This is a genomic window from Streptomyces sp. M-16 (assembly GCF_052114405.1).
Lineage (GTDB): Bacteria > Actinomycetota > Actinomycetes > Streptomycetales > Streptomycetaceae > Streptomyces.
The window spans coordinates 1-23,157 of record NZ_JBFRER010000056.1; the positions used below are offsets into that span (position 1 = coordinate 1).

Genomic DNA, 23,157 nt, shown 5'->3' on the forward strand with positions numbered 1-23,157 from the left:
GGGCGGGCCCGGCGGCCCGCCGCGCGGTGTCCAGGAAGCCACCGACAAGGCCGTCCGCGCACTGCTGGAGCGCCAGGACCCGGCCGGGTGGTGGAAGGGCGACCTGGAGACCAACGTCACCATGGACGCCGAGGACCTGCTGCTGCGGCAGTTCCTCGGCATCCGGGACGAGGACACCACGCGCGCGGCCGCCCTCTTCATCCGGGGCGAGCAGCGCGAGGACGGGACGTGGGCCACCTTCCACGGCGGGCCGCCCGAACTCTCCGCCACCATCGAGGCGTACGTCGCCCTGCGCCTCGCCGGGGACGACCCCGGAGCCCCGCACATGGCCCGCGCCTCGGCCTGGATCCGGGCCCACGGGGGGATCGCCGCCGCCCGGGTGTTCACCCGGATCTGGCTCGCCCTGTTCGGCTGGTGGAAGTGGGACCACCTGCCCGAACTCCCGCCCGAGCTGGTCTTCCTGCCCCCCTGGGCGCCGCTGAACATCTACGACTTCGGCTGCTGGGCCCGCCAGACCATCGTTCCGCTCACCGTCGTCTCGGCCCTCCGGCCCGTCCGCCCGGCCCCCTTCGCGCTCGACGAGCTGCACACCGACGCGCGCACTCCCTTCCCGGCCAGGCCGACCGCTCCGCTGGCCACCTGGGAAGGGGCCTTCCAGCGCATGGACAAGGCCCTGCACGTCTACCGGCGGTTCGCCCCGGGCCGGCTGCGCAAGGCCGCCATGGCGGCCGCCGGCCGCTGGATCGTCGAGCGCCAGGAGAACGACGGCTGCTGGGGCGGGATCCAGCCACCCGCGGTGTACTCCGTCATCGCCCTGCATCTGCTCGGCTACGACCTGGGGCACCCGGTGATGCGGGCCGGACTGGAGTCCCTCGACCGGTTCGCGGTCTGGCGCGAGGACGGCGCCCGGATGATCGAGGCCTGCCAGTCCCCGGTGTGGGACACCTGCCTCGCCGCGATCGCCCTCGCCGACGCCGGGGTGCGCCCCGACCACCCCGCCCTGGTCAAGGCCGCCGACTGGATGCTCGGCGAGGAGATCCGGCGCAGCGGCGACTGGGCCGTGCGCCGCCCCGGGCTCGAACCGGGCGGCTGGGCCTTCGAGTTCCACAACGACAACTACCCGGACATCGACGACACCGCCGAAGTCGTCCTGGCCCTGCGCCGCATCCACCACCCCGAACCGGCGAAGGTCGAGGCCGCCATCGCCCGCGGGGTGTCCTGGAACCTCGGCATGCAGTCGAAGAACGGCGCCTGGGGCGCCTTCGACGCCGACAACACCAGCCCCTTCCCCAACCGGCTTCCCTTCTGCGACTTCGGCGAGGTCATCGACCCGCCCTCGGCCGACGTCACCGCCCACGTCGTCGAGATGCTCGCCTTCGAGGGCAAGGCCGCCGACCCCCGCACCCGGCGCGGCATCGCCTGGCTGCTCGCCGAACAGGAGCCGGAAGGCGCCTGGTTCGGACGCTGGGGCACCAACTACATCTACGGGACGGGCTCGGTGGTCCCGGCCCTCACCGCCGCCGGCATCGCCCACTCGCACCCCGCGGTCCGGCGGGCCGTGCGCTGGCTGGAATCCGTACAGAACGAGGACGGCGGCTGGGGCGAGGACCAGCGTTCCTACCAGGACCGTTCATGGGCCGGCAAGGGCGCCTCCACCGCCTCCCAGACCGCCTGGGCGCTGATGGCGCTGCTGTCGGCGGGGGAGCGCGACGGCGGGGCCGTCGAGCGGGGACTGGCGTACCTGGTCGGGACCCAGCGCCCGGACGGGACCTGGGACGAGCCGTACTTCACCGGCACCGGCTTCCCCTGGGACTTCTCCATCAACTACCACCTCTACCGGCAGGTGTTCCCGCTCACGGCCCTGGGCCGCTACCTCCACGGAGAACCGTTCGGCCCGGACGGTCCCCGCGCGGCCGGGGCCCACCGGCCGGCCGGAGGCGCGTGATGACCGCCGGAGCGCCGCCGCCCCGGCCCCCGCTGCTGATCGCCTGCGCCCTGCGGATCGAGCAGGCGGCCCTGCGCAGCGCGGGCCGCGGCGGCGCACCGGACGGGGCGCTGCTGCGCACCGGCATGGGCCCGCGCGCGGCCGAGCGCGCCCTCACCCGCGCCCTGGGGCGGCCGGGCATGGAGCGGGCCGCCGTCCTGGCGACCGGCTTCTGCGCCGGCCTCGTCCCCGGGATGCACCCCGGCGACCTGGTCGTCGCCGAGGAGACCCGGGACCCCCGCGGGGCGGTCGCCTGCACCGGCACCGCCCTCCTCGCCGAGGCACTGGCCCGGGCGGTACCCGGCCGGACCGTGCACCTCGGCGCACTGACCGGATCCGACCACGTCGTCCGCGGGCAGGAGCGCGCGCTGCTGCGCGCCACCGGTGCCATCGCGGTCGACATGGAGTCCGCGGCCACCCTGTGGACCGCACACGGGGGCGCCGACCGTCCCCTTGCGGCCGTCCGGGTGATCGTGGACGCTCCGGAGCACGAGCTCGTCCGTATCGGCACGGTGCGCGGTGGAATATCGGCCTTCCGCGTGCTGCGTGCCATACGGCCCGCGTTCCATGACTGGCACCGTTCGTTGCTGCTCCCCAGGAGGTGAGCCAGATGGCCATGCCGTTGCGACAGTCCATCAGGGTCGGGACCTATCTTCTCGAACAGAAGCTCCGCAAGCGCGAGAAGTTCCCGCTGATCGTCGAGCTGGAGCCGCTCTACGCGTGCAACCTGGCCTGTGAGGGGTGCGGGAAGATCCAGCATCCGGCGGGGGTGCTCAAGCAGCGCATGCCCGTCGCCCAGGCGGTCGGCGCCGTCCTGGAGTCCGGCGCCCCGATGGTGTCCATCGCGGGCGGCGAGCCCCTGATGCACCCGCAGATCGACGAGATCGTGCGGCAGCTCGTGGCCAGGCGGAAGTACGTGTTCCTCTGCACCAACGCGATGCTGCTCCGCAAGAAGATCGAGAAGTTCACCCCCTCCCCGTATTTCGCCTTCGCCGTCCACATCGACGGGCTGCGCGAACGCCACGACGAATCCGTGGCCAAGGAAGGCGTCTTCGACGAAGCCGTGGCGGCCATCAAGGAGGCCAAGCGCCGCGGATTCCGGGTCACCACCAACTCCACCTTCTTCAACACCGACACACCCCAGACGATCATCGAGGTGCTGAACTACCTCAACGACGACCTCAAGGTCGACGAAATGATGATCTCGCCCGCCTATGCCTATGAAAAGGCCCCCGACCAGGAACACTTCCTGGGTGTCGAACAGACCCGGGAACTCTTCAAGAAGGCCTTCGCCGGAGGCAACCGGCTGCGCTGGCGGCTCAACCACTCCCCGCTCTTCCTCGACTTCCTCGAAGGAAAGGCGGATTTCCCCTGCACCGCCTGGGCCATTCCGAATTACTCCCTCTTCGGCTGGCAGCGGCCCTGCTACCTGATGAGCGACGGCTACGTGCCCACGTACCGGGAGCTGATCGAGGAAACCGACTGGAGCAAGTACGGCCGCGGCAAGGACCCGCGCTGCGCGAACTGCATGGCGCACTGCGGCTACGAGCCCACCGCCGTCCTCGCCACCATGGGATCCCTCAAGGAGTCGCTGCGCGCGGCCCGGGAGACGATCGGCGGCAACCGGGCCGGCTCGGCATGACGTCCGCGCCCGGAGGGGGCGGGGGCTTCGACCTCGCCGCGCTGCTGGCCGAGCGCGGCGGGGAGCGGTACGAGCTGCACGCCCGCCACCTCAACCACCAGCTGCCCCGGATGCTGCGCACCATCGGCTTCGACAAGGTCTACGTGCGGGCCGAGGGCGCCCACTTCTGGGACGACGAGGGCAACGACTACCTCGACATGCTGGCCGGCTTCGGCGTGATGGGCCTGGGCCGGCACCACCCCGTCGTGCGCCGGGCCCTGCACGACGTGCTGGACGCCCAGCTCGCCGACCTGACCCGCTTCGACTGCCAGCCGCTGCCCGGACTGCTGGCCGAGAAGCTCCTCGGCCACAGCCCCCACCTGGACCGGGTCTTCTTCGGGAACAGCGGCACCGAGGCCGTGGAGACCGCCCTGAAGTTCGCCCGCTACGCCACCGGCCGGCCCAGGATCCTCTACTGCGACCACGCCTTCCACGGGCTCACCACGGGCTCGCTGTCGGTCAACGGGGAGGGCGGCTTCCGCGACGGTTTCGCACCGCTGCTGCCCGACACGAAGATCGCGATGGGGGACCTGGACGCCCTGGAGGCGGAGCTCCGGCGGGGGGACGTCGCCGCCCTGATCGTCGAGCCGGTCCAGGGCAAGGGCGTGCTCGCGGCCCCGCCCGGGTACCTGCGCGCCGCACAGGAACTGCTGCACCGCCACAAGGCGCTGCTCATCGCGGACGAGGTCCAGACCGGCCTCGGCCGGACAGGCGATTTCTACGCGTACCAGCACGAGCCGGGCGTGGAACCGGACCTGGTGTGCGTGGCCAAGGCCCTCTCCGGCGGCTACGTCCCCGTCGGGGCGACCCTCGGCAAGGACTGGATCTTCCAGAAGGTCTACTCCTCCATGGACCGGGTGCTGGTGCACTCCGCCAGCTTCGGCTCCAACGCGCAGGCGATGGCGGCCGGGCTGGCGGTCCTCGCGGTCATGGAGGACGAGCAGGTGGTGGCCAACGCCCGCGCCATGGGCGACCTGCTGCGCGGGCGGCTCGCGGCGCTGGTGGACGAGTACGAGCTGCTGCACGAGGTGCGGGGGCGCGGCCTGATGATCGGCATCGAGTTCGGCCGGCCGTCCTCCCTGGGGCTGCGCAGCCGCTGGGCCGTGCTCCAGGCGGCCCGCAAGGGCCTGTTCGCGCAGATGGTGGTGGTGCCGCTGCTGAACCGGCACCGGATCCTGACCCAGGTCTCCGGCGACCACCTGGAGGTCATCAAGCTCATCCCGCCGCTGATCGTGGACGAAGGGGACGTGGACCGGTTCGTCGGGGCGTTCCGTGAGGTCATGGACGAAGCGCACGGTGGGGGCGGCCTGATGTGGGACTTCGGCAGGACCCTGGTCAAGCAGGCGGTCGGCAACCGCTGAGGGGGCGGCGGGGGGCCGTGCGACCCCCCGCCACGACCCCGCCACGGCCCCGCTACGGCCCAGCCACGGCCCCGCTACGGCCCCGCCGGGCCTCAGCCGGGCCTCAGTCGACGAGGAGCCGGTCGCGCAGCCGGTCCAGCGTGGCGGGCGCGAGGCCGAGTCCCTCGTTGAGGTAGGCCTCCACCCCGCCCCACTGGCCGTCGATGGTGTCGAACGCCGCGAGCAGGTACTCGGCGCGCGCCTCGAAGAGCGGGGCCAGCAGCTCCATGACCTCGGGGGAGCGGGCCTCGGGCGCGTCGCTGCCGCGCCGGACGCGGTAGCGGTTGTGCGGGGTGTTGGACTCCAGGTAGTCGGCCACGATCGCGTCGCGCCCGACGCCCAGGGCGAGCAGGGTGACGGCGATCGACAGTCCCGCGCGGTCCTTGCCCGCGGCGCAGTGCATCAGCGCCGGGACGCTGTCCTCGGCGAGCGCGTGCACCACCCGGCTGTGCTCGGCGGTGCGGGTGCGGATGATCGTCCGGTACGAGTCCCTCATCCGGGCGGCCGCCTTGCCGTCGCCCAGGACGGTGCGGAGCCGGGCGAGGTCCCCGTCGCGGACCATCGTCCAGAACTCCCGTCCGTCGGCCGGATCCGACAGCGGGATGTTCACGTTGCGCACGCCCGCCAGCTCGACGTCCGGGCCCTCCAGGGCCTGGTCGGCTCCGTTGCGGAAGTCGAAGACGGTGTGCAGCCCGAGTGATTCGAGGAACTCCGTATCGGTTTCGGTGGCATGTGCCAGATGTCCACTTCGGAACAGTCGTCCCGGCCTGACCCTCCGCCCGTCGGTGGTCGACAGGCCGCCCACGTCACGGAAATTGCGCACTCCGGAGAGCTTGGGCTCCGGCTCCGGGCCGCTCGGCAGGGGCTGGGGTATCTGCTGGGTCACGTGCGCTCCTCCGCGTGTCCTGCGTGTCCGAATTGCTCTGGTTGGGGCCAACTTGCCATACGTGGAGGCGAGATCGCGCCGGGCCCCGTGAGCCAGATCATACGGTGACCGTCCGTGCCTGATCGCGAAATCCGAATTCCCTTGCCAGGGTGGCTGTTGCGGCAGGGGAATGGACGGAGGGTGACGGGAATTCCGTTGATCCTTCATGCCTGCTATTCCGTCAGGGAATTCATGGCTTGTTGTGCGCACTCCCACTGGATTACCTTCGCGATCGATCCGGGTGGACCGCCTCATCCTGCCGCCGCCCGGGAACCGCACCCGACCATCGACGCGCGCGGCAGGAGCGGGGGAACCAGGTAAGCCGCCGTTCCGGATCACTTCCGGGCGGCTCGGGGTGAAGCCGTACGCGTGTTCCGCGAGTACGGCCGGACACCTCCAGTCCGAACCCGACAGCTCACCTCGCAGGCGCCGGAGAGGAATTCGCCATGCCCGCAAAGGGTAAGCACCGCCGTCCGAAGTCCCGTTCCCTATCCCGCGGTCTCGCCGTGGCCGGCACCGGTGGCGCCGCCCTCGCGCTGCCGCTGGCGGTCGCCGCCGGCGCCCACGCCGCCACCCCGGCCTCGACGCCCGCGCAGGTGCCCCAGGCCCTCCGGGCCCCCCTCTCCGCTCCGGCCTCCGTCCCGGCCTCCGCCCCCTCCGCCGCTCCGGCCGTCTACACCGTCGTGCCGGGCGACTACCTGTCGAAGATCGCCGCCGAGCGTCACCTCCAGGGCGGCTGGGAGCGGCTCTACGCGGACAACCGCGAGGCCGTCGGCGCGAACCCCTCCCTCATCCACCCGGGCCTCAAGCTGACCCTGGACGGCCACGCGGGGACCCCCGCGCCGAAGACTCCTGAGGCCGCGGCCGAGGAATCCTCCAGCGGGACTCAGGCGACCGACGAGGCCCCGTCCGCCGCCGGCGCGACCGGCGGGAACACCGCCCACGGCGCCGACGCGACCCCCGCACCGGAGTCCGGCACCTCGCGCGGACCGGCGGCCAAGGCTCCCGCCCAGAGCCCGGCGCCCTCCGCGCCCGCGGCCGCGGCCGGTTCCGCGGCCCCCGCGAACGGCTCCGGTTTCGTCGCCCCGGTCGACGGCGGCACCTCCACCCCGTACCACCAGAGCGGCAGCATGTGGTCCTCCGGTTACCACACCGGCGTCGACTTCGTCGCGAGCACCGGCACCACCGTCAGGGCGGTCGGCGCGGGCACCGTGGTTTCCGCAGGCTGGGGAGGTGCGTACGGCAACGAGGTGGTCATCCGCCACGCCGACGGCAAGTACTCCCAGTACGGCCACCTCTCCCAGCTGTCCGTCTCGGTGGGCCAGAGCGTCACCGCCGGACAGCGCATCGGCCTCTCCGGCGCCACCGGCAACGTGACCGGCCCGCACCTCCACTTCGAGATCCGCACCGGCCCGTCCTACGGCTCGGACATCGACCCGCTGGCCTACCTCCGCTCCAAGGGCGTGAACGTCTGACGGGAGCCGCGGCAGCGGCACGGACACGCGTGGGGCCGGGACCTGAGGGGGGTCCCGGCCCCACGTGTACTTATTCCTTATCCCCCGCGTGGTATAGATCACGGTCCGTCAACCCYTSATTACGTTGGCGTAGGTTGGTGGCGGGGGTGAAGGATGTCGTCCCGTGGCAGCGACGAAGACGACACTCAAGACCATCGGCTCGTACGCGGCGATCGGGGACAGCTTCACCGAAGGCGTGGGGGACCCGGGACCCGGGGATTCGTATCTCGGCTGGGCGGACCGGCTCGCCGTCCTGTTGGCCGATCAGCGCGACGAGCACGACTTCCGGTACGCGAACCTCGCGGTGCGGGGCAAGCTCCTCGACCAGATCGTGGCCGAACAGGTCCCCAGAGCCAAGGACCTCGCCCCGGACCTGGTCACCTTCTGCGCGGGCGGCAACGACATCATCCGGCCGGGCAGCGACCCGGACGACGTGGCGGAGCGGTTCGAGGCGGCGGTGGCCGACCTCACCGGGGCCGTCGGCCTCGTCATGATCACCACCGGCTTCGACACCCGGGGCGTCCCCGTCCTCAAGCACCTGCGGGGCAAGGTCGCGACGTACAGCGCGCACGTCCGCGCCATCGCCGACCGCTACGACTGCCCGGTCCTCGACCTCTGGTCGCTGAAGTCGGTGCAGGACCGCCGGGCCTGGGACGGCGACCGGCTGCACCTCTCGCCCGAGGGCCACACCCGTGTCGCGCTCCGCGCCGCACAGGTCCTCGGCTACGAGGTCCCCGCCGACCCGGACCAGCCGTGGCCGCCCACCCCGCCGCGCGGGTCGGTGGACGTCACCCGGGACAACATCCAGTGGGCGCGCGAGCACCTCGTGCCCTGGATCGGCCGCCGGCTGCGCGGGGAGTCCTCCGGCGACCACGTCGAGGCCAAGCGCCCGGACCTGCTGCCGCTCTGACGGCCATGGCGGCCCCGTGGGGGAAGGGCCGCCGGGAGAGCCCGCCGGGAGGCCGGCACGGGAGACCGGCACGAGAGGGGCCGCGCCAGGGGGGGGAGGTCGGCCGGGAGATCCGGCCGACACGCGGGCCGAACGCGGAATCCTCGGGGGCCGGTGCGCGTTGGGATGGTCGTAGTCGTACGACCGTCCCAACGTCCTGCACCTTTCCCAGGAGGCGCCTTGACCGGCTCCCTTCCCCTGCGTCCCCGGCTGCGCGCCCTGCGGCCCGAAGCCTTCGGCGCGGACCCGTCCGGCGCACGGCTGGAGCGGATCCTGCGCTCGCCGAACTTCGCCGACGGCGTCTTCCAGAACCCCGTGGGCGCACGGACCAGGCCCTCCGGGTCGCTGGTCGAGTTCGCCAAGATCTACTTCCACAAGGAGCAGCGGGTACGGCGCAACCCGGGCGCCCCCGTCCCGGTGTACCCCACCACCCTCGCCGAGCTGGCGAAACCGCCGGTCAGCGGGCTGCGCCTGACCTGGATGGGGCATTCCAGCGTGCTCGCCGAGATCGACGGGCGCAGGGTGCTCTTCGACCCGGTCTGGGGCGAGCGCTGCTCCCCCTTCCCCTTCGCCGGACCCAAGCGGCTGCACCCGGTCCCCGTGCCGCTGGCCTCCCTCGGCGAGGTCGACGTCGTGGTGATCTCCCACGACCACTACGACCACCTCGACCTGCCCACCATCAAGGCACTGGCCGGCACGGACACCGTCTTCGCCGTCCCGCTCGGCGTCGGCGCGCACCTGGAGCGCTGGGGCGTGGCACCGGACCGGCTGCGCGAGCTCGACTGGAACGAGACGACCGAGGTCGCAGGGCTCTCCCTCACGGCCACCCCGGCCCGCCACTTCTGCGGCCGCGGGCTGCGCAACCAGCAGTTCACCCTCTGGGCCTCCTGGGTCGTGACGGGCGGGGAACACCGGATCTTCCACAGCGGGGACACCGGCTACTTCCCCGGCTTCAAGGAGATCGGCGCCGCGCACGGCCCCTTCGACGCGACGATGATCCAGATCGGCGCCTACTCCGAGTACTGGCCGGACATCCACATGACCCCCGCGGAAGGGATCCAGGCCCACCTCGACCTCCAGGGCGGACTCCCGCACGGGACGATGCTGCCGATCCACTGGGGCACCTTCAACCTGGCCCCGCACCCGTGGGACGAGCCCGGCGAGGGGACCGTCGCCGCCGCGGGGGCGGCCGGGACGGCCGTCGCCCTGCCGATCCCGGGCCAGCCCTTCGAACCGGGCGCGGCCGACGCCCCGGACCAGGCCTGGTGGCGCCCCTTCGTGGCCGCGCCCCCGGCCCCGGTGACGGCCACCCCCGTACGGGCGCGGCCCGCGGCCGCTCCCGTCGCCCCGGCACCGGCCGGACAGGGCGAGCCGGAAGCCGTGGGGTCGTAGCGGACGGTGGGGCCCGGGGGCCCGGTGGGACGCCCGGGCCCCCGGGGTTCGTGGGGGGCGCGGGCCGGGCGGCGTACGCCCCCCGCCGAGCCGGGGTACGCGCTCCCGGYGCATTCGGGCTCTCGTACGAGCGCTCCGTCGGGAGCGGGAAGCAGCCCGCCGAAGTTCCCCAACTGGGCGTCAGGGGCGGGAGCGTGCGGTCTAGCGTGGGTATCCGGTGATCAATACCGGGCCCGGGACCGCCGGTGGCCGGGCCCCACGTACCGAGGACGCCGATGTCCGGATTCCGCGCCGCCCGCCACGCCCCGTCGAGACACGCCGTCACGGGACCCGGCCGGCAGATACGCCCCCAGCTGCTGCGCGCCGCCGTACTGCCCACGCTCGCCGCCGGGCTCAGCGGCACCGCCGCGGTCATCTTCACCCTCCAGCTCGGCGGGGGCGCCGGGGAGCGCGACGCCCGGCTGTGGCCCGTCCTCACGGGCTGCGCCCTGCTCGTCGTCGGCGCCCTCGCCTGCGCCCTGCTCGGGGCGCAGCGGGCGGCCAAGGCCGTGCGCGACCGCTGCGAGGCCCTGCGCCGCTCCAGCGTGCGGGGCCGCCAGGAGCTGCGGACGGCCGCCGAGCGGCTGGAGCGCGGGGAGAATCCGGGACGGCCCGTGCGCGGGGGGCCGAGCGGTCCGCCGCCGGCCGCCGATCCGGCCGGGGTGGACGAGTTCTGGCTGCTCGCGCAGGAGCTGCGCGGCGCCCGCGAACAGGCGCACACGACCCTGGTGCGGCTGGCCGTCCCGGCCGCCCCGAGCGACAGCGACCGCAAGGTGGAGGTCTTCGTCAACCTCGCGCGCCGGCTTCAGTCGCTCGTGCACCGAGAGATCTCCCTCCTCGACGAGCTGGAGGACACGGTCGAGGACCCCGACCTGCTCAAGGAGCTCTTCCACGTCGACCACCTCGCCACCCGGATCCGCCGGCACGCCGAGAACCTCGCCGTGCTCGGAGGGGCCGCCTCGCGGCGCCAGTGGACCCGGCCCATCGACCTGAGCGAGGTGCTGCGTTCCTCGGTTGCCGAGGTCGAGCAGTACACACGGGTCAAGGTGGTGCCCCCGGCGGGCGGCACGGTGCGCGGACACGCCGTCGCCGACGTGGTGCACCTGCTGGCCGAACTCATCGAGAACGCCACCGTGTTCTCCGCCCCCGACACCGACGTCGTGGTGCGCGCGGAGCGGGTCACCGCCGGGATCGCGGTCGAGGTCGAGGACCGCGGACTGGGCATGCCCGCCGGGGAGCAGCACCGCATGAACGCCCTGCTGGGGGACCCCGATCAGGTCAGCGTGCGGCACCTGCTGGCCGACGGGCGCATCGGGCTGTTCGTGGTCTCGGCGCTGGCCCGCCGCCACGGCATCGCCGTCGAGCTGAAGTCCAACATCTACGGCGGGGTGCTCGCCGTACTGGTGCTGCCCCAGGGGCTGCTGGGCGCGGACGCGCCGAGCGGCGCCGACGCGCTGGACGGGGCGCGGGCCACCTCCTGGGGGACCGGCGAGGGCGGCGCGGTGCCTCCGCTGGAACCCGTACGCGTGCGCGTGCCGGGCTCCCGGCCGGAGCGGGAGCCCGAGCCGGAGCAGGGGCCCGTCGGGTGGTGGGCGCAGGCGACGGCCTCCGTGCCGGGGCCCCCCGCGGGCGGGCCGGTGCCCGCTTCCGTTCCGCCGCCCCCCGCCGTGGCCGTGACCCCCGGCGCGCCCGCCGCGGCCGGAGCGGCGGAGCCCGCGCCCGGACCCGTACGGCTGTCGCCCGCGGTGCCGTCGGAGGCCGGGAACGCGGTCCTACAAGCCCCGGCCGTGTTGCCCGCACCGGCACCCCGGCCGCAGCTGGCCACCCCCGCCCCCGCCCCCGCCGAGGCGGAGCGGCCGGCGTTGCCCCGACGCCGGGCCCAGCACCACCTCGCGCCCCAGCTGCGCGAGACCCCCGCCCCGCGCCGGGCACCCGAAACCGAGCAACCCGTGCACGACCCCGGCCTGATGGCGGCCTTCCAGCGCGGCTTCGGCCTCGCCCAGTCGGAGCAGCAGGCATGAACCGGGCCCCCGGCCCGGACCCCTCACCCCAGCAAGGAGCACACCCCCATGGCCGGAGAAGCGGCGACGAAGACAGGCAGCCTCTCGGACCTCGACTGGCTGCTCGGCGGCCTGGTCCAACGCGTGCCGTACACGCGCAGCGCGGTGCTGCTCACCGCGGACGGGCTCGTCACCTGCGTCCACGGACTGGACCCGGACAGCGCCGACCACATGGCCGCCCTGGCCTCCGGGCTGTACTCGCTGGGGCGCAGCGCCGGATCCCGGTTCGGGGACGGCGCCGAGGTCCGGCAGGTGGTGGTCGAGCTGGACACGGCGCTGGTGTTCGTCTCGGCGGCCGGGTCCGGGACCTGCCTGGCGGTGCTCGCGGACCGGGAGGCGGATGCGGGCGTCCTCGGCTACGAGATGGCGATGCTGGTCAAGAGCGTCCGCCCGTACCTGGCGGCCCCGCCGCGCCGGCCCGCGCACGTCGCCGACGCGGAGCGATGAGGGTCTGGGCACGGGGGGACAGGGGATCCGGTGCGGCGCGCGACACGCCCTGGCTGGACGATTCGGCGGGCCGGGTGATGCGCCCGTACACCGCCAGCGGCGGGCGCACCCGGGCGGCCGTCCACCTCGACCTGCTGTCGCTGGTGACCGCGACCGGGGTCCGTCCGCGCGTTCCGCTCGGCGCCGAGCACACCCTCGCGCTGCGGCTCTGCGCGGGCGCGGCCGGGGTGACCGTCGCCGAGGTGGCCGGGCAGCTGCGGCTCCCGGCGGTGGTGGTGAAGGTGCTGCTGTCCGATCTGACGCAGCACGGGGCCGTCTCGGTGCGGGCGCCCCGGTTCCCCGGCGGCGATTCCTTCGCCGACGACGACCAGACCCTGCTCCGGGCGGTGCTCGATGGCCTACGCCGGCGACTGTGACGCCCCCGCCCCGCCCGCGACCCTGAAGATCCTGGTCGCGGGCGGGTTCGGGGCGGGGAAGACCACCTTCGTGGGCGCGGTCAGCGAGATCGAGCCGCTGTGCACGGAGGAAGTGCTGAGCGGGGTGGGCGAGGGCAGTGACCCGCTCGACGGGGTGGAGGCGAAGGCAACGACGACGGTCGCGCTGGACTTCGGCCGGCTCACCCTCGACGACCGGCACGTCCTGTACCTGTTCGGCACGCCGGGGCAGCAGCGCTTCTGGTTCCTGTGGGAGGAGCTGTGCGCGGGCGCCCTGGGGGCCGTGGTGCTGGCCGACACCCGCCGGCTCGACGACTGCTTCCCCGCCGTGGACTTCTTCGAGCGGCGCGGGATCGCCTTCGTCGTCGCCGTCAACGAGTTCGACGACGCCCACCGCTACACCGCCGAGGAGGTCCGCGAGGCGGTCGGACTCGGCCCGCGGGTGCCCGTCGTCCGGTGCGACGCGCGACTGAGGGGTTCCGGTACGGGGACCCTCGCGGCCCTCGTCCACCATCTGCTGTCCACAGCGAAGCAAGCCCACTCGGATCCGGGGGAACCGCCATGACGTACTACGAATCGACCGGCCACCTGCTCCTCACCCCGGTGGACCGGGAGGCACCCGCGCGCGCCGTCCGGCTGCGCGAACTGGGCCTGGGGGAGCGGGCGGACGCGGAACTCGACGCCTTCGCGGCGAGGGTCGCGCGGACCCTGCGGACCCCGTACGCCGGTGTCAACTTCGTCGGGGAGGAACGGCAGTTCTTCGCCGGTCTGCACCACCGCCCGGACGCCGCCCAGGCGGGATACCCGGCGCGGGTGCTGCCCCGGGACCACGGCTACTGCCCGCACGTGGTGGTGCGGCGCCGCGCACTGGTGCTCCAGGACGTACGGGACTTCGCGCGCTTCGCGGGCAACGCGGTCGTGGACGAGAGCGGGGTGCGCTCGTACCTGGGGGCTCCCCTCACCGACCGGCGCGGCGTCGTCCTGGGCACGGTGTGCGCGGTGGACGTGGTGCCGCGGCGCTGGGGGACGGAGGGCCTGGCAACGGTCAAGGCGCTCGCCGCCGACCTGGTGGAGCTGATCCACGCGCGGGAGGACCGGGCCCGCTGACGACGCCGGGCCGGGCGGGGGTACGGGACGCACCCCCGCCCGAGGCCGTTCCGGCACGGTCAGCGCAGGAAGCCGCTGATCCGCTGCCGCAGCGAGGCCGCGTCCAGGCCGTGGGCGGCGGTGTGCTCCTCCATCGTGCCGTAGCGGCGCAGCTCGGCCCGGCCCACCCCGAGCGGCAGGATCCGGTGCGGCACGTCCATCAGGGCCTGCCCGGCGGCCGCCGCGGAGGTTCCGGCCAGGTAGGGCTCGACCAGGACCACCTCCGGCGCGGCCCGGCCCGCGGCGGCGCGCAGGGCCGCCTCGTCGAAGGGGCGCACGGTGGCCGCRTAGAGCACGGTGACGTCGAGGCCCTCGGTCGCGGCGAGGACCTCGTCGAGCAGCGGGCCGACGGCGAGGACCACACCCGCGCTCCCCGTCCGTACGGTCTGGAAGCGCAGGTCGCCGACGGGGCGCGGGGCGGAGTTCGACTGCGCGGTGAGCCGGACGTACACCTTGTCGTCCCCGGCGGCGTAGGCGTGGCGCAGCAGCTCCTCCGCCTCGTCGGGGTGGCCGGGCGTGTGGACCGTCCAGCCGTCGAGGGTGTCCAGCAGCGCCACGTCACCCGGCGCCATGTGGGTGAACCCGCCGGCCGGCCAGTCGTAGCTGGCGGCCGCGCTGACCAGGACCCCGCCCGTGCCCTGGTGCCCGAAGTCCAGCTTGACCTGCTCGAAGGGCCGCTCGACCAGGAAGCTGGCGAAGGTGTGGACCACGGGCCGCAGCCCGGTGAGGGCCAGGCCGCCGCCCACGCCGATGAGCAGCTGTTCGCGGATCCCGACGTTGATCACTCGGTCCGGGTGGCGCTGCCGGGCGGGCCGGAACCCGTCCATGGTGATCTCCGCGAGCACGACCGCCAGCCGGTGGTCCTCGTCGAGCAGCTTCGACGTGACCGACACGAACCGGTCCCGCATGGTGTCCATGACCTGCCTCCCTCAGAACTTCTTCTCGACACGGGCGACGACGGCGTGCGGCCGGCCCGGATGCGGTGCGGTGTAGGCGGCGTGCAGTGCCTCGTGGTCGCGCCCGTCGACGGTGACCGCCGACCAGCCGGCCGCCTCGAAGCGGGAGGCGATCCCGCCGCGCCAGCCGTGGGTCGCGGAGTCGTTGTCGATCACCAGGGTGTGCAGCCGATCCAGTCCGGCCGGGCCGGCGTAGGCGATGGCCTCGTGGTTGCTGCCCTCGTCGAGCTCCGCGTCCCCGATCAGCACCCACACGGCCGCCTCGTCCAGCCCCTGGGCGCGCAGCCCGAGCGCGGTGCCGACCGCGAGCGGCAGCCCGTGCCCGAGCGAGCCGCTGCCGATCTCCACGCCGGGGACCAGGGTGCGGTCGGGGTGGTGGCCGAGGGGGGAGTCGTAGGATCCGAATCCGGCCAGCCACTCGACGGGGAAGAACCCCTTCGCGGCGAGCACGGCGTAGTAGGCCATGGGCCCGTGCCCCTTGGAGAGCAGGAACCGGTCCCGCTCCGCGGCCCCGGCGCTCCCGGGCCCGACGCGCAACACCCGGTCGTAGAGCACCCACAGCGCGTCGAGCGTGGAGGTGGCGGCGGGCCCGTGCTTCTCCGCCCCTGTCATGAGCGCGATGAGCCGGCCCAGATCCTCGTAGCGGAACCCGGTGTCCGCGATTGCCTGTGTCATGCAACCACCATGCTTCCTCAAGCGGACTTGAGGTCAAGCCGTCGTCGCCGGATCCGTCACATCCGGCCGTCCGGGGAAACCCGCGCGCGACCACCCCCGGAAGTGCGGTATTGTTCTCGTGCTGGTCCGGCCAGGGGAAACCCCAGGTCAGCGACCATCGGGACGTGGCGCAGCTTGGTAGCGCACTTGACTGGGGGTCAAGGGGTCGCAGGTTCAAATCCTGTCGTCCCGACCATGCTTCATGCAGGTCGGAGGCCGTTCTCTCATACATGGGAGGACGGCCTTTTCCATGCCCGGAGTCCTGGTGGTCGCAGTGTGGTCGCACGCCCGCTTCGGGGTTGCTCCGTGGCTCGTTAGAAGCGGGTCGGGGCGGGGGAGCGGAGCCGGTTGAGGGCTTCGCGGAGGTGCTGGACGTGGTCGCGTGGTGGTCGCAGCCGTTCCAGCCAGGCCCGTCGGTCGTTTCGCTTCTGGGCCCGGGTGAGGGTGTGGTCGATGGTGTCGACGGCTTCGCGGGCGGCTTGTTGGGTGAGGTGGCTGTAGACGTTGGCGGTGGTCGACAGGGTGGAGTGCCGCAGCGTCTTGGAGACGACGGTCAGGGGCACGCCGGCGGTGATGGTGATGGTGGCGGCCAGGTGCCGTAGGTCGTGAACGGTCACCCGCGGTACGCCGGCTTCTTGGGACAACTGCCGGAGCCGGTCGAGGACGGTGTGGGGTCGCAGGGGTCGGCCGTCGGGTCTGCAGAAGACGAGTCCGGTGAATGGATCGCTGGGGTCGCTGTGGGGGCGGGCCCTTGACCGTGCCACTCGGCGGGCACAAGCCGGCGCCAGTCGCCGTGGGACCACGCGGAGGTGCTGCGGGCCGTGTCGCTCCCGTGCTCGTGGACCACGTGCGACCGCAGGCCACGATGCGTCGCCGTCCGAGTCGAAACATCCAGCCACCCGTCAGGCCACTGGCACTTCGAAGGGTGCGACCCGGGAACTGCTGTGGAGGGTGCGGTGCCGGCTGGGTGTCGTTCCGTAGTGCTCCAGGAACACCTGCCTCATCGTCTCGGCGGAGCTGAACCCGCAGCGCCTGGCGATCGAGGCCAGCGGCAGTGCCGTGGAGACGAGGAGTTGTGCGGCCGCCTCGGCTCGGGCGGTCCCTACGAACTGGGCAGGTGTCTGTCCGAGCTGGCCGAGGACAGCCGGGCCAGGTGGCGCGCGCTGACTCCCGCGTGCGCGGCGAGCGCGGTGGCGCCGAGGTCGTCGCCGAGGACCGTGACCACACCGCAGGTACCAACGTCTCTGCCTGACTGGGCATGGGAGCGCGCAGATGTCCGCCAAGCCCTCCGCACCCGCGATATCGGCACCGTGTTCCGCCACGGCCAGCAGTACAGCAGGGCCAGCCAGGCACGCATCGCGGCTGCCGTCGGCATGACGCAGGCCCGCGTCAACGCCATGGACAGCAAGGTGTCCCTCTGGAAGATCTTGGCACTCCGCCCGGTGGAGCGCTCTAGCTGACTGGCCAGTTCCTGGCGGGCGGTCGATGTCCTCGCACACCCGATTGAGCCTTTCCGGGGTCGTGCCGGGTGACGATCAGACGGGCGTGGGCTGTCGCCCGTCAGGGTGTTGTGGAGCCTGGCCAGATGGCCGAGGCGTCGTCGCGGTGCGGGTCGGGCAGCCGGATCGGGCGGACAGGGATGGTGCGTTCGCGGCCTTCGGTGGCGGCCGTCCACGGGGCGGGGTGCCCGGAGTAGCACAGGGTGGTCAGGACGAAGAGGCCGTCGGCGTAGACCTCGACGTACTCGCCAATGGTGAGGATGCGCAGCGTGGCGGCGGGTTCGGTCAGGACGGTCTCGCCGAGCCGGGTCCCCTCGGGGCCGGTGACCCAGAGGTTCTTGCCGTCGCAGCCGACAACGAGGGCGGGGCTGCCGTCCGGGGAATCGGTGCGGAGAATAACGTCGACGGGCCCGGTGAGGCCGATGTCGCCGACTGCGTGCGGGGCGGGGTGCTCCGTTTCCTCGCCGAGCCAGACGTCCAGGCCGGGCCACCATTCCAGGCGGGGCGTCGAACCGTCCAACATGACAAGGGACTTGGGCTGGGCGAGCATCCCGCGGCAGGTCTCGCCGGAGTCAGTGAGGCCGACCCGGCGAGGCGTAGTGTGCAGCACGACGCGGGAGCCATCGGGCGCGACGATGACGCGCGGGGCGTAGGCGCCGGCCGGGCCGAGGGGACCGCGGCGGGTCCAGGGCCCGCGCAGGCTGGGGGCGGTCCACGACTCGAAGCCGCGGGTCGCGCCGATGGAGCCGAGCAGCAGCCAGCTTCCGTCGTCGAGGCGTTCCAGGACCGGGCACTCCAGTTCATCGACGTCACCGGGGGAGATGAGCGGYGGATGGACGGTCCAGTGCTCCAGGTCCGCCGAGGTGGCCAGGGCGACACAGCCGCTGACCTCCACCGGGAGGGAGGCGTCGCTGGCGCAGACGACCATGACCCAGCCGTCCGACGCGTCATCGCGTACGACGAACGGGTCACGCCAGGCCATCTTCTCGCTGGTGCGGTACCAGCGCGGGTCCGCCTCGACGACCGGCCTGGTGCCATGGCGGCGCCAACCGGTGCCGTCCGTGCGGTCCGAGTACGCCAGTCCGACCGACTGGACCGGCCAGCCGCCCGGTGTGAGACCGAAGACGCCGGTGTAGAACATCGTCATCGCGTCGCCGTGCCGGATGGGATGCATGGTCCACACGGCCTGCTGGTCGAAGCGGCCGGGCAGGCCGTTGCCGAAGGCGGTGCCCTGGGGCTGCCAGTGGACCAGGTCGGTGGAGGTTGCCCGGCCGTAGGAGGTCTCCATCCGCAGATGATCGAACTCCGTTGTCCAGGGCCCCTGCAGGTGCAGCACCGCGTATGTGCCGTCCTCGTCCCGCAGGAGGGCGAAGTCGTTCACACAGAGGCCGGGCGGGGCGTATCGCATGCACATTCCTGTCGGCTCACAGCGCCCAAACGTATGCGCTGATGCTTGATAACAAAAAGGTCTCTCAAGGATCAGCCCAAGTAAATCCGAACGCAAACGCTTGCGCAACAACGAGGGCGGGTTTACGGTCACGTCACCTGCAGATCACATCGACGTGAAACCAACGGGAGGGAATGCGCCGTGACGGCCAGCATCACCGATGTCGCCCGCGCCGCCGGAGTCTCGACGTCCACCGTGTCCCGCGCGCTGCGCGGACGGCCGGGCGTGTCCGAGGAGGTGCGGGCGCAGATCGCGGCCCTCGCCGCCCAGCTCGGCTACACCGCCTCGCGTTCCGCGTCGAGCCTGGCCAGCGGGCGCACCTTCACCATCGGGGTCGTGGTCCCGTACGTGGGCCGCTGGTTCTTCGGCACCGTGCTGGACGCCGCCGAGCAGGTCTTCAGCGCCGCCGGGTACGACGTGCTGCTGTACAACCTGGGATCGCCGGAGACACGCAAGCGTTTCTTCACCAAGCTGCCGGTCCGCAAGCGGGTGGACGCCGTGCTGTCGCTCCTCATCCCTGACGAGGAGGAGTCGGCTGCACTGCGTTCACTCGGGGTGCCGCTGGCCACCACGGTCGGCGGAGCCCGGCTCGGCTTCACCGTCGTCGGCATCGACGACCGGGCCGGAACGGAGAGCGCCGTACGCCACCTGGTGAACCTCGGTCACCGACGGATCGGGATGATCAGCGGGTCCAGTGGGCCGCTGCACTGGACCACCCCCGTCGAAAGGCGCAGCGCCTACCTGGACGTCCTGACCGATGCGGGTATAGAGCACGATGCGGCCCTGGAAGCGGACGGCGACTACACCGTCGAGGGCGGTGAGCGGGCCATGACCGAGCTGCTGGCTGTCTCCCGCCCGCCGACTGCCGTGTTCGCGCAGTCGGATGAGATGGCGATGGGCGCACTGCGCGCCCTGCGCCGCCACCGGCTGAAGGTGCCGGACGACGTGTCCGTCGTCGGCTTCGACGACCACGAACTCGCCGACGTGGTCGGACTGACCACCGTCGCCCAGCCGGTTGCCGACCAGGGCGCCGAGGCCGCCCGGCTGCTGCTGCGGCAACTGGACGAACCCGACGCCGAGCCGCCGGGGCGGGTGCAGATGCCCATCCGTCTCGTCCTGCGCGAGACCACCGCCCCGCCGCGCCTGCGCGGCCCGAGGTAACCCCCGAGCGCCGCACCCCCACGCCCCGGAAAGCTCCCCCCGCACTTCGAACCCTCGCCACAGCACGGAGGCACAAACCCATGAGCTCGACCAACAGAAAGTACCGCCGTACCGTCCGTACGGGCCTGGCCCTCGCCCTCCCCGTGGTGGCGCTGGCCGCCTGCGGCTCGGGCGGCGGCACCGATGTCTCCGCCGAGGCCGGAAGCGGCAAGGGCACCATCAGCGTCTGGGCCCACCAGGGCCAGAAGAACGAGGCCAGTGCGCTGCAGAACGCGGTGAAGTCCTTCAACTCCTCGCAGGGCGACATCAAGGTCGACTTGAAGCTGATCCCCGAGGCCGACTACACCAAGACCATCACGGCCACCGACGCCTCCAAGCTGCCGGACGTGATGGAGTTCGACGGCCCGACCATGGCGAACTTCGTCTACAACAAGAAGCTCGCCCCCATCGACACGCACGTCTCCACCGAGACCATGGACAACGCCACCGACGCGAGCAAGGCGCAGGGCGAGGTCGGCGGCAAGCACTACGGCCTGGGCATGTTCGACTCCGGCCTGGGGATCTACGGCAACAAGAAGCTGCTCGACGCGGCCGGGGTGAAGTACCCGACCAGCCTGTCCAATGACTGGACGGCGACGGAGTTCACCGCCGCGCTGGGGGCGCTGAAGGCCATGGACACCGACGGCAAGACCCTCGACCTCCAGGAGACCGGCGGCTACGCCAACGAGTGGGGCACCTACGGTTTCGCCCCGGTCGTCTGGTCCGCGGGAGGTTCCCTCCTCAAGGACGGCAAGGCGGAAGGCGCCCTCGACACCCCGGCCGTGATCTCGGCCATGAAGACCTTCCAGTCCTGGAAGACGTATGTCGACCCCAACACCGACGGCAACGCCTTCGCCAAGGGCCGCGTCGCCCTGAGCTGGGTCGGCCACTGGATGTACCCCGCCTACAGCGAGGCCCTCGGCGACGACCTCGTCGTACTGCCGCTGCCCGACTTCGGCAACGGCCCCAAGACCGGCCAGGGCTCCTGGGCCTGGGGCATCGGCGCCCACAGCAAGAACGCCAAGGCCGCCGGCACGTTCCTGGACACCCTCCTGAACGACGCCAACATCACCGCCATGACGACGGCCAACGGGGCGGTGCCCGCCACCAAGACCGCGCTCGGCAAGAGCGAGCTCTACAAGCAGGGCGGCCCGCTCCAGCTCTACGCCGACCAGCTCGCCAAGCCCTGCGGCGACAAGGACATCACCAAGTCCTGCGTCGCCGTCACCCGTCCGGTGACCGCCGGCTACCCCCTGGTCACCTCGAAGTTCAGCGAGGCCCTGAACTCCATCTACGGTGGCGCCGACCCCGAGAGCGCTCTGCAAAAGGCCGCCCGCGCCATCGACCAGGACTTCTCCGACAACGCCGGCTACAAGATCCCTTAGGACCCATCGGCCCGGGCGGCCGCGGCTGCCGCGCCCACCCCGCCAGGAACAGGACCCTCCCGTGACATCCGTGGAACCCGCGCACGCCGCGCCGCCCGGCCCGGAGCAGGCCTCATCCGTGACATCCGTGACATCCGTGACATCCGTGACATCCGCGCGATCGACGCGATCAGCGCGGCCGGGCCGCAAGAACCGTGACTGGCTGCACGGACTACTCATGTCCGCCCCGGCCGTCGTCGGACTGATCGTCTTCGTCGGTGTGCCGTTCGGCTACGCCGTGGTGCTCTCCTTCTACAACGTCCGCCTCGGCTCCCCGCTGGAGCCCAGCTTCTTCGGCTTGGAGCAATACCGGAGGCTGTTCACCGACCCCGACCTGTCCGGCCCGTTCCTGCGGGCCCTGCTCAACAACCTGACCTTCGCCGTGTTCGTCGTACCCGTGCAGACGGCCCTGGCACTGGCCCTGGCGATCCTGCTCAACCGCAAGCTCAAGGCCATCGGATTGTTCCGGTCGCTCTTCTTCATGCCGGTCGTCTTCCCCATGGCGCTGGTCGCCGTGATCTGGCGACTCATACTGGCCCGCAGTGACCAGGGCATGCTCAACTCCGCGCTGGACGCGGTGAGTTTCGGCAACTGGGGCGCCTTCGACTGGCTCGGCGACTCCGCCACCGCGATGGCCTCGATCGTCGTGCTGTCCATCTGGCAGGGCGTCGGCTTCCAGATGGTCATCCTGCTCGCCGGCCTCCAGCAGATCCCGGGTGAGCTCTACGAGGCCGCCGAACTCGACCGCGCCAGTCGTTGGCAGCAGTTCCGCCACGTCACCCTGCCCGGCATCCACTCCACCCTCGTCTTCGTTGCGATGCTCACCTCGGTGCTCTCCTTCCGGGTCTTCGACCAGGTGTACGTCCTCGTCCGCGGGGGCGGTCTGGATGAGGACGCCACCCGCACCGTGATGTACCAGGCCGTCACCACCGCCTTCGACCAGAACAACATCGGCCAGGCGTCCGCGATCACCGTCGTCTTCTTCCTGATCGTCGTCGTCCTGACCCTCATCCAGCGCCGCGTCGTCCGGCCCGGAAACGAGGACTGACTCATGGGCACGACCCCTACGCCCCTGCGCCGCTTCACGGACTACGCCGTACTCAGCGTGCTGGCCTCCGTCTTCGTGCTACCGGTGATCTACCTGTTCCTGGGCAGCCTCAAGCCGTCCGACGAGATCCTGAACGGTCTCTCCGGCTTCCTCCCGACCGACCTGTCCTTCGACAACTACTCCGCCGTCCTGAGCAGCCTCAACTCCGACAGCACCGGCTATTTCTGGCGCTTCATGGGCATTTCGCTGCTGCTGGCGTTCGTGGTCGTGACGGGCGGCCTGTTCGTCAACTCGATGGCCGCGTACGGGCTGTCACGGCTGAAGTGGCGCGGACGCGAAGCCGTCTTCACGCTCATTCTGCTGCTGATGTTGGTCCCGTTCGAGTCGGTGGCCGTCCCGCTCTTCTACATGTTCAACGACCAGCGCAACACCCTCTACATCCTGGCGCTCCCCTTCATCGCCAACGCCTTCTCGGTCTATCAGTTCCACACGTTCTTCCGCTCGATCCCACCGAGCATCGAGGAAGCCGCCCGGATCGACGGCGCGGGCCCCTGGCGCACCTTCTTCGCGATCATCGTCCCGATGAGCAAGCCGGCCTTCGCCTCAGTGGCGATCCTGACCTTTCTTATCCAGTGGGGCTCGTTCCTGTGGCCTGTGCTGATGGTCTCCGACCCGTCGGTCCGCCCGCTGCCGCTGGAGATGAGCGTCTTCCAGGGCCAGCAGCCCCCGGACTGGGGCCAGATCCTCGCCTTCGGCGTCCTGCTGGTCCTACCGGTGCTGATCGTCTTCGCGTTCTTCCAGCGGTGGTTCGTCCAAGGCGTGGCCAGCTCTGCGGTCAAGGGCTGAGTCCGGCGCGTGTCCATCCGCAAGGTCAAGGACGAACGCTACGACCGAGCCC

At 72.0% G+C, this 23,157-nt stretch carries 22 protein-coding genes, 1 tRNA gene, 1 pseudogene and 1 riboswitch; of the genes and pseudogenes, 17 read left to right on the plus strand and 7 right to left on the minus strand.

The features are described 5' to 3' along the window. From shc to AB4039_RS24240, 4 genes are all read left to right on the plus strand, one after another. The coding region (gene shc / locus AB4039_RS24225; RefSeq protein WP_442271808.1) for a squalene--hopene cyclase at positions 1-1,945 on the plus strand (1,945 nt) is incomplete at its 5' end. Continuing rightward, the gene (locus AB4039_RS24230) at positions 1,945-2,589 is read left to right on the plus strand and encodes a phosphorylase family protein (RefSeq protein ID WP_266843850.1); all 645 of its coding nucleotides are present in this window, start codon (positions 1,945-1,947) and stop codon (positions 2,587-2,589) included. The genes shc and AB4039_RS24230, both read left to right, overlap by 1 nt. Positions 2,590-2,594: 5 nt before the next feature. Beyond that, the gene (hpnH, locus tag AB4039_RS24235) at positions 2,595-3,626 is read left to right on the plus strand and encodes an adenosyl-hopene transferase HpnH (protein WP_266843852.1); all 1,032 of its coding nucleotides are present in this window, start codon (positions 2,595-2,597) and stop codon (positions 3,624-3,626) included. After that, complete coding sequence (locus AB4039_RS24240) at positions 3,623-5,026, plus strand: class-III pyridoxal-phosphate-dependent aminotransferase (protein WP_266843853.1); 1,404 nt, start codon at positions 3,623-3,625, stop codon at positions 5,024-5,026. Before hpnH ends, AB4039_RS24240 begins: the two co-directional genes overlap by 4 nt. A 103-nt stretch (positions 5,027-5,129) precedes the next feature. On the opposite strand, the gene AB4039_RS24245 is transcribed toward AB4039_RS24240, so the two are convergent. After that, positions 5,130-5,951: a tyrosine-protein phosphatase gene (locus AB4039_RS24245; RefSeq protein ID WP_266843854.1), complete on the minus strand. Its 822-nt coding sequence runs from the start codon at positions 5,949-5,951 to the stop codon at positions 5,130-5,132. A gap of 316 nt (positions 5,952-6,267) precedes the next feature. Further along, a riboswitch (cyclic di-AMP (ydaO/yuaA leader) is annotated at positions 6,268-6,432 on the plus strand. A 4-nt stretch (positions 6,433-6,436) separates the two neighbouring features. On the opposite strand from AB4039_RS24245, the gene AB4039_RS24250 reads away from it, so the two are divergent. The 8 genes from AB4039_RS24250 (at position 6,437) to AB4039_RS24285 (ending at position 13,932) form a co-directional block, all read left to right on the plus strand. Beyond that, complete coding sequence (locus tag AB4039_RS24250) at positions 6,437-7,465, plus strand: peptidoglycan DD-metalloendopeptidase family protein (protein ID WP_442271809.1); 1,029 nt, start codon at positions 6,437-6,439, stop codon at positions 7,463-7,465. 163 nt (positions 7,466-7,628) lie between these two features. Beyond that, entirely contained in the window at positions 7,629-8,414 is a 786-nt protein-coding gene (locus tag AB4039_RS24255; protein ID WP_266843857.1) for an SGNH/GDSL hydrolase family protein, read from the plus strand. 219 nt (positions 8,415-8,633) lie between these two features. Beyond that, the gene (locus tag AB4039_RS24260; RefSeq protein ID WP_266843859.1) at positions 8,634-9,845 is read left to right on the plus strand and encodes an MBL fold metallo-hydrolase; all 1,212 of its coding nucleotides are present in this window, start codon (positions 8,634-8,636) and stop codon (positions 9,843-9,845) included. 275 nt (positions 9,846-10,120) lie between these two features. After that, on the plus strand, positions 10,121-11,905 hold the full coding sequence (locus AB4039_RS24265; protein ID WP_442271810.1) for a sensor histidine kinase: 1,785 nt from the start codon (positions 10,121-10,123) through the stop codon (positions 11,903-11,905). A 48-nt stretch (positions 11,906-11,953) separates the two neighbouring features. Then, positions 11,954-12,391 (plus strand): roadblock/LC7 domain-containing protein, encoded by a 438-nt coding sequence (locus AB4039_RS24270; RefSeq protein ID WP_266843861.1) that lies wholly within the window; start codon positions 11,954-11,956, stop codon positions 12,389-12,391. Beyond that, complete coding sequence (locus AB4039_RS24275; RefSeq protein ID WP_266843862.1) at positions 12,388-12,807, plus strand: DUF742 domain-containing protein; 420 nt, start codon at positions 12,388-12,390, stop codon at positions 12,805-12,807. The genes AB4039_RS24270 and AB4039_RS24275 overlap by 4 nt, the downstream gene beginning before the upstream one ends. After that, a complete protein-coding gene (locus tag AB4039_RS24280; RefSeq protein ID WP_266843863.1) occupies positions 12,785-13,390 on the plus strand; it encodes a GTP-binding protein in 606 nt (201 codons plus the stop codon). Before AB4039_RS24275 ends, AB4039_RS24280 begins: the two co-directional genes overlap by 23 nt. After that, complete coding sequence (locus AB4039_RS24285; RefSeq protein WP_266843864.1) at positions 13,387-13,932, plus strand: GAF domain-containing protein; 546 nt, start codon at positions 13,387-13,389, stop codon at positions 13,930-13,932. The genes AB4039_RS24280 and AB4039_RS24285 overlap by 4 nt, the downstream gene beginning before the upstream one ends. Before the next feature lie 59 nt (positions 13,933-13,991). Here the strand turns inward: AB4039_RS24285 and AB4039_RS24290 are convergent, their stop codons facing one another. After that, the gene (locus tag AB4039_RS24290) at positions 13,992-14,888 is read right to left on the minus strand and encodes a transketolase (RefSeq protein WP_266843865.1); all 897 of its coding nucleotides are present in this window, start codon (positions 14,886-14,888) and stop codon (positions 13,992-13,994) included. Between the two features lie 12 nt (positions 14,889-14,900). After that, positions 14,901-15,602, minus strand: coding sequence for a transketolase (locus tag AB4039_RS24295; RefSeq protein ID WP_442271811.1), 702 nt, complete (start codon positions 15,600-15,602; stop codon positions 14,901-14,903). Between the two features lie 158 nt (positions 15,603-15,760). Here AB4039_RS24295 and AB4039_RS24300 point away from each other — a divergent pair. Beyond that, positions 15,761-15,837, plus strand: a tRNA-Pro gene (locus AB4039_RS24300). Positions 15,838-15,955: 118 nt separating this feature from the next. On the opposite strand, the gene AB4039_RS24305 is transcribed toward AB4039_RS24300, so the two are convergent. The 4 genes and pseudogenes from AB4039_RS24305 to AB4039_RS24320 all read right to left on the minus strand — a co-directional run bounded on the left by AB4039_RS24305 (position 15,956) and on the right by AB4039_RS24320 (position 18,548). Further along, the gene (locus AB4039_RS24305) at positions 15,956-16,540 is read right to left on the minus strand and encodes a tyrosine-type recombinase/integrase (RefSeq protein ID WP_442271812.1); all 585 of its coding nucleotides are present in this window, start codon (positions 16,538-16,540) and stop codon (positions 15,956-15,958) included. A 3-nt stretch (positions 16,541-16,543) separates the two neighbouring features. Further along, positions 16,544-16,714, minus strand: a pseudogene (locus tag AB4039_RS24310) (helix-turn-helix domain-containing protein); the annotation flags it as partial. 29 nt (positions 16,715-16,743) lie between these two features. Further along, positions 16,744-16,866 (minus strand): hypothetical protein, encoded by a 123-nt coding sequence (locus AB4039_RS24315; protein ID WP_266844180.1) that lies wholly within the window; start codon positions 16,864-16,866, stop codon positions 16,744-16,746. Between the two features lie 335 nt (positions 16,867-17,201). Further along, positions 17,202-18,548 (minus strand): hypothetical protein, encoded by a 1,347-nt coding sequence (locus AB4039_RS24320; protein WP_052872400.1) that lies wholly within the window; start codon positions 18,546-18,548, stop codon positions 17,202-17,204. A 180-nt stretch (positions 18,549-18,728) separates the two neighbouring features. On the opposite strand from AB4039_RS24320, the gene AB4039_RS24325 reads away from it, so the two are divergent. The 4 genes from AB4039_RS24325 (at position 18,729) to AB4039_RS24340 (ending at position 23,105) form a co-directional block, all read left to right on the plus strand. Then, on the plus strand, positions 18,729-19,748 hold the full coding sequence (locus AB4039_RS24325; RefSeq protein WP_266843897.1) for a LacI family DNA-binding transcriptional regulator: 1,020 nt from the start codon (positions 18,729-18,731) through the stop codon (positions 19,746-19,748). An 80-nt stretch (positions 19,749-19,828) separates the two neighbouring features. Continuing rightward, positions 19,829-21,172, plus strand: a complete 1,344-nt coding sequence (locus AB4039_RS24330) for an ABC transporter substrate-binding protein (protein ID WP_266843898.1) — start codon at positions 19,829-19,831, stop codon at positions 21,170-21,172. Positions 21,173-21,389: 217 nt separating this feature from the next. After that, complete coding sequence (locus AB4039_RS24335) at positions 21,390-22,259, plus strand: carbohydrate ABC transporter permease (protein WP_257553322.1); 870 nt, start codon at positions 21,390-21,392, stop codon at positions 22,257-22,259. A gap of 3 nt (positions 22,260-22,262) precedes the next feature. Beyond that, positions 22,263-23,105, plus strand: coding sequence for a carbohydrate ABC transporter permease (locus tag AB4039_RS24340; protein ID WP_266843899.1), 843 nt, complete (start codon positions 22,263-22,265; stop codon positions 23,103-23,105). Positions 23,106-23,157: the final 52 nt, after the last annotated feature.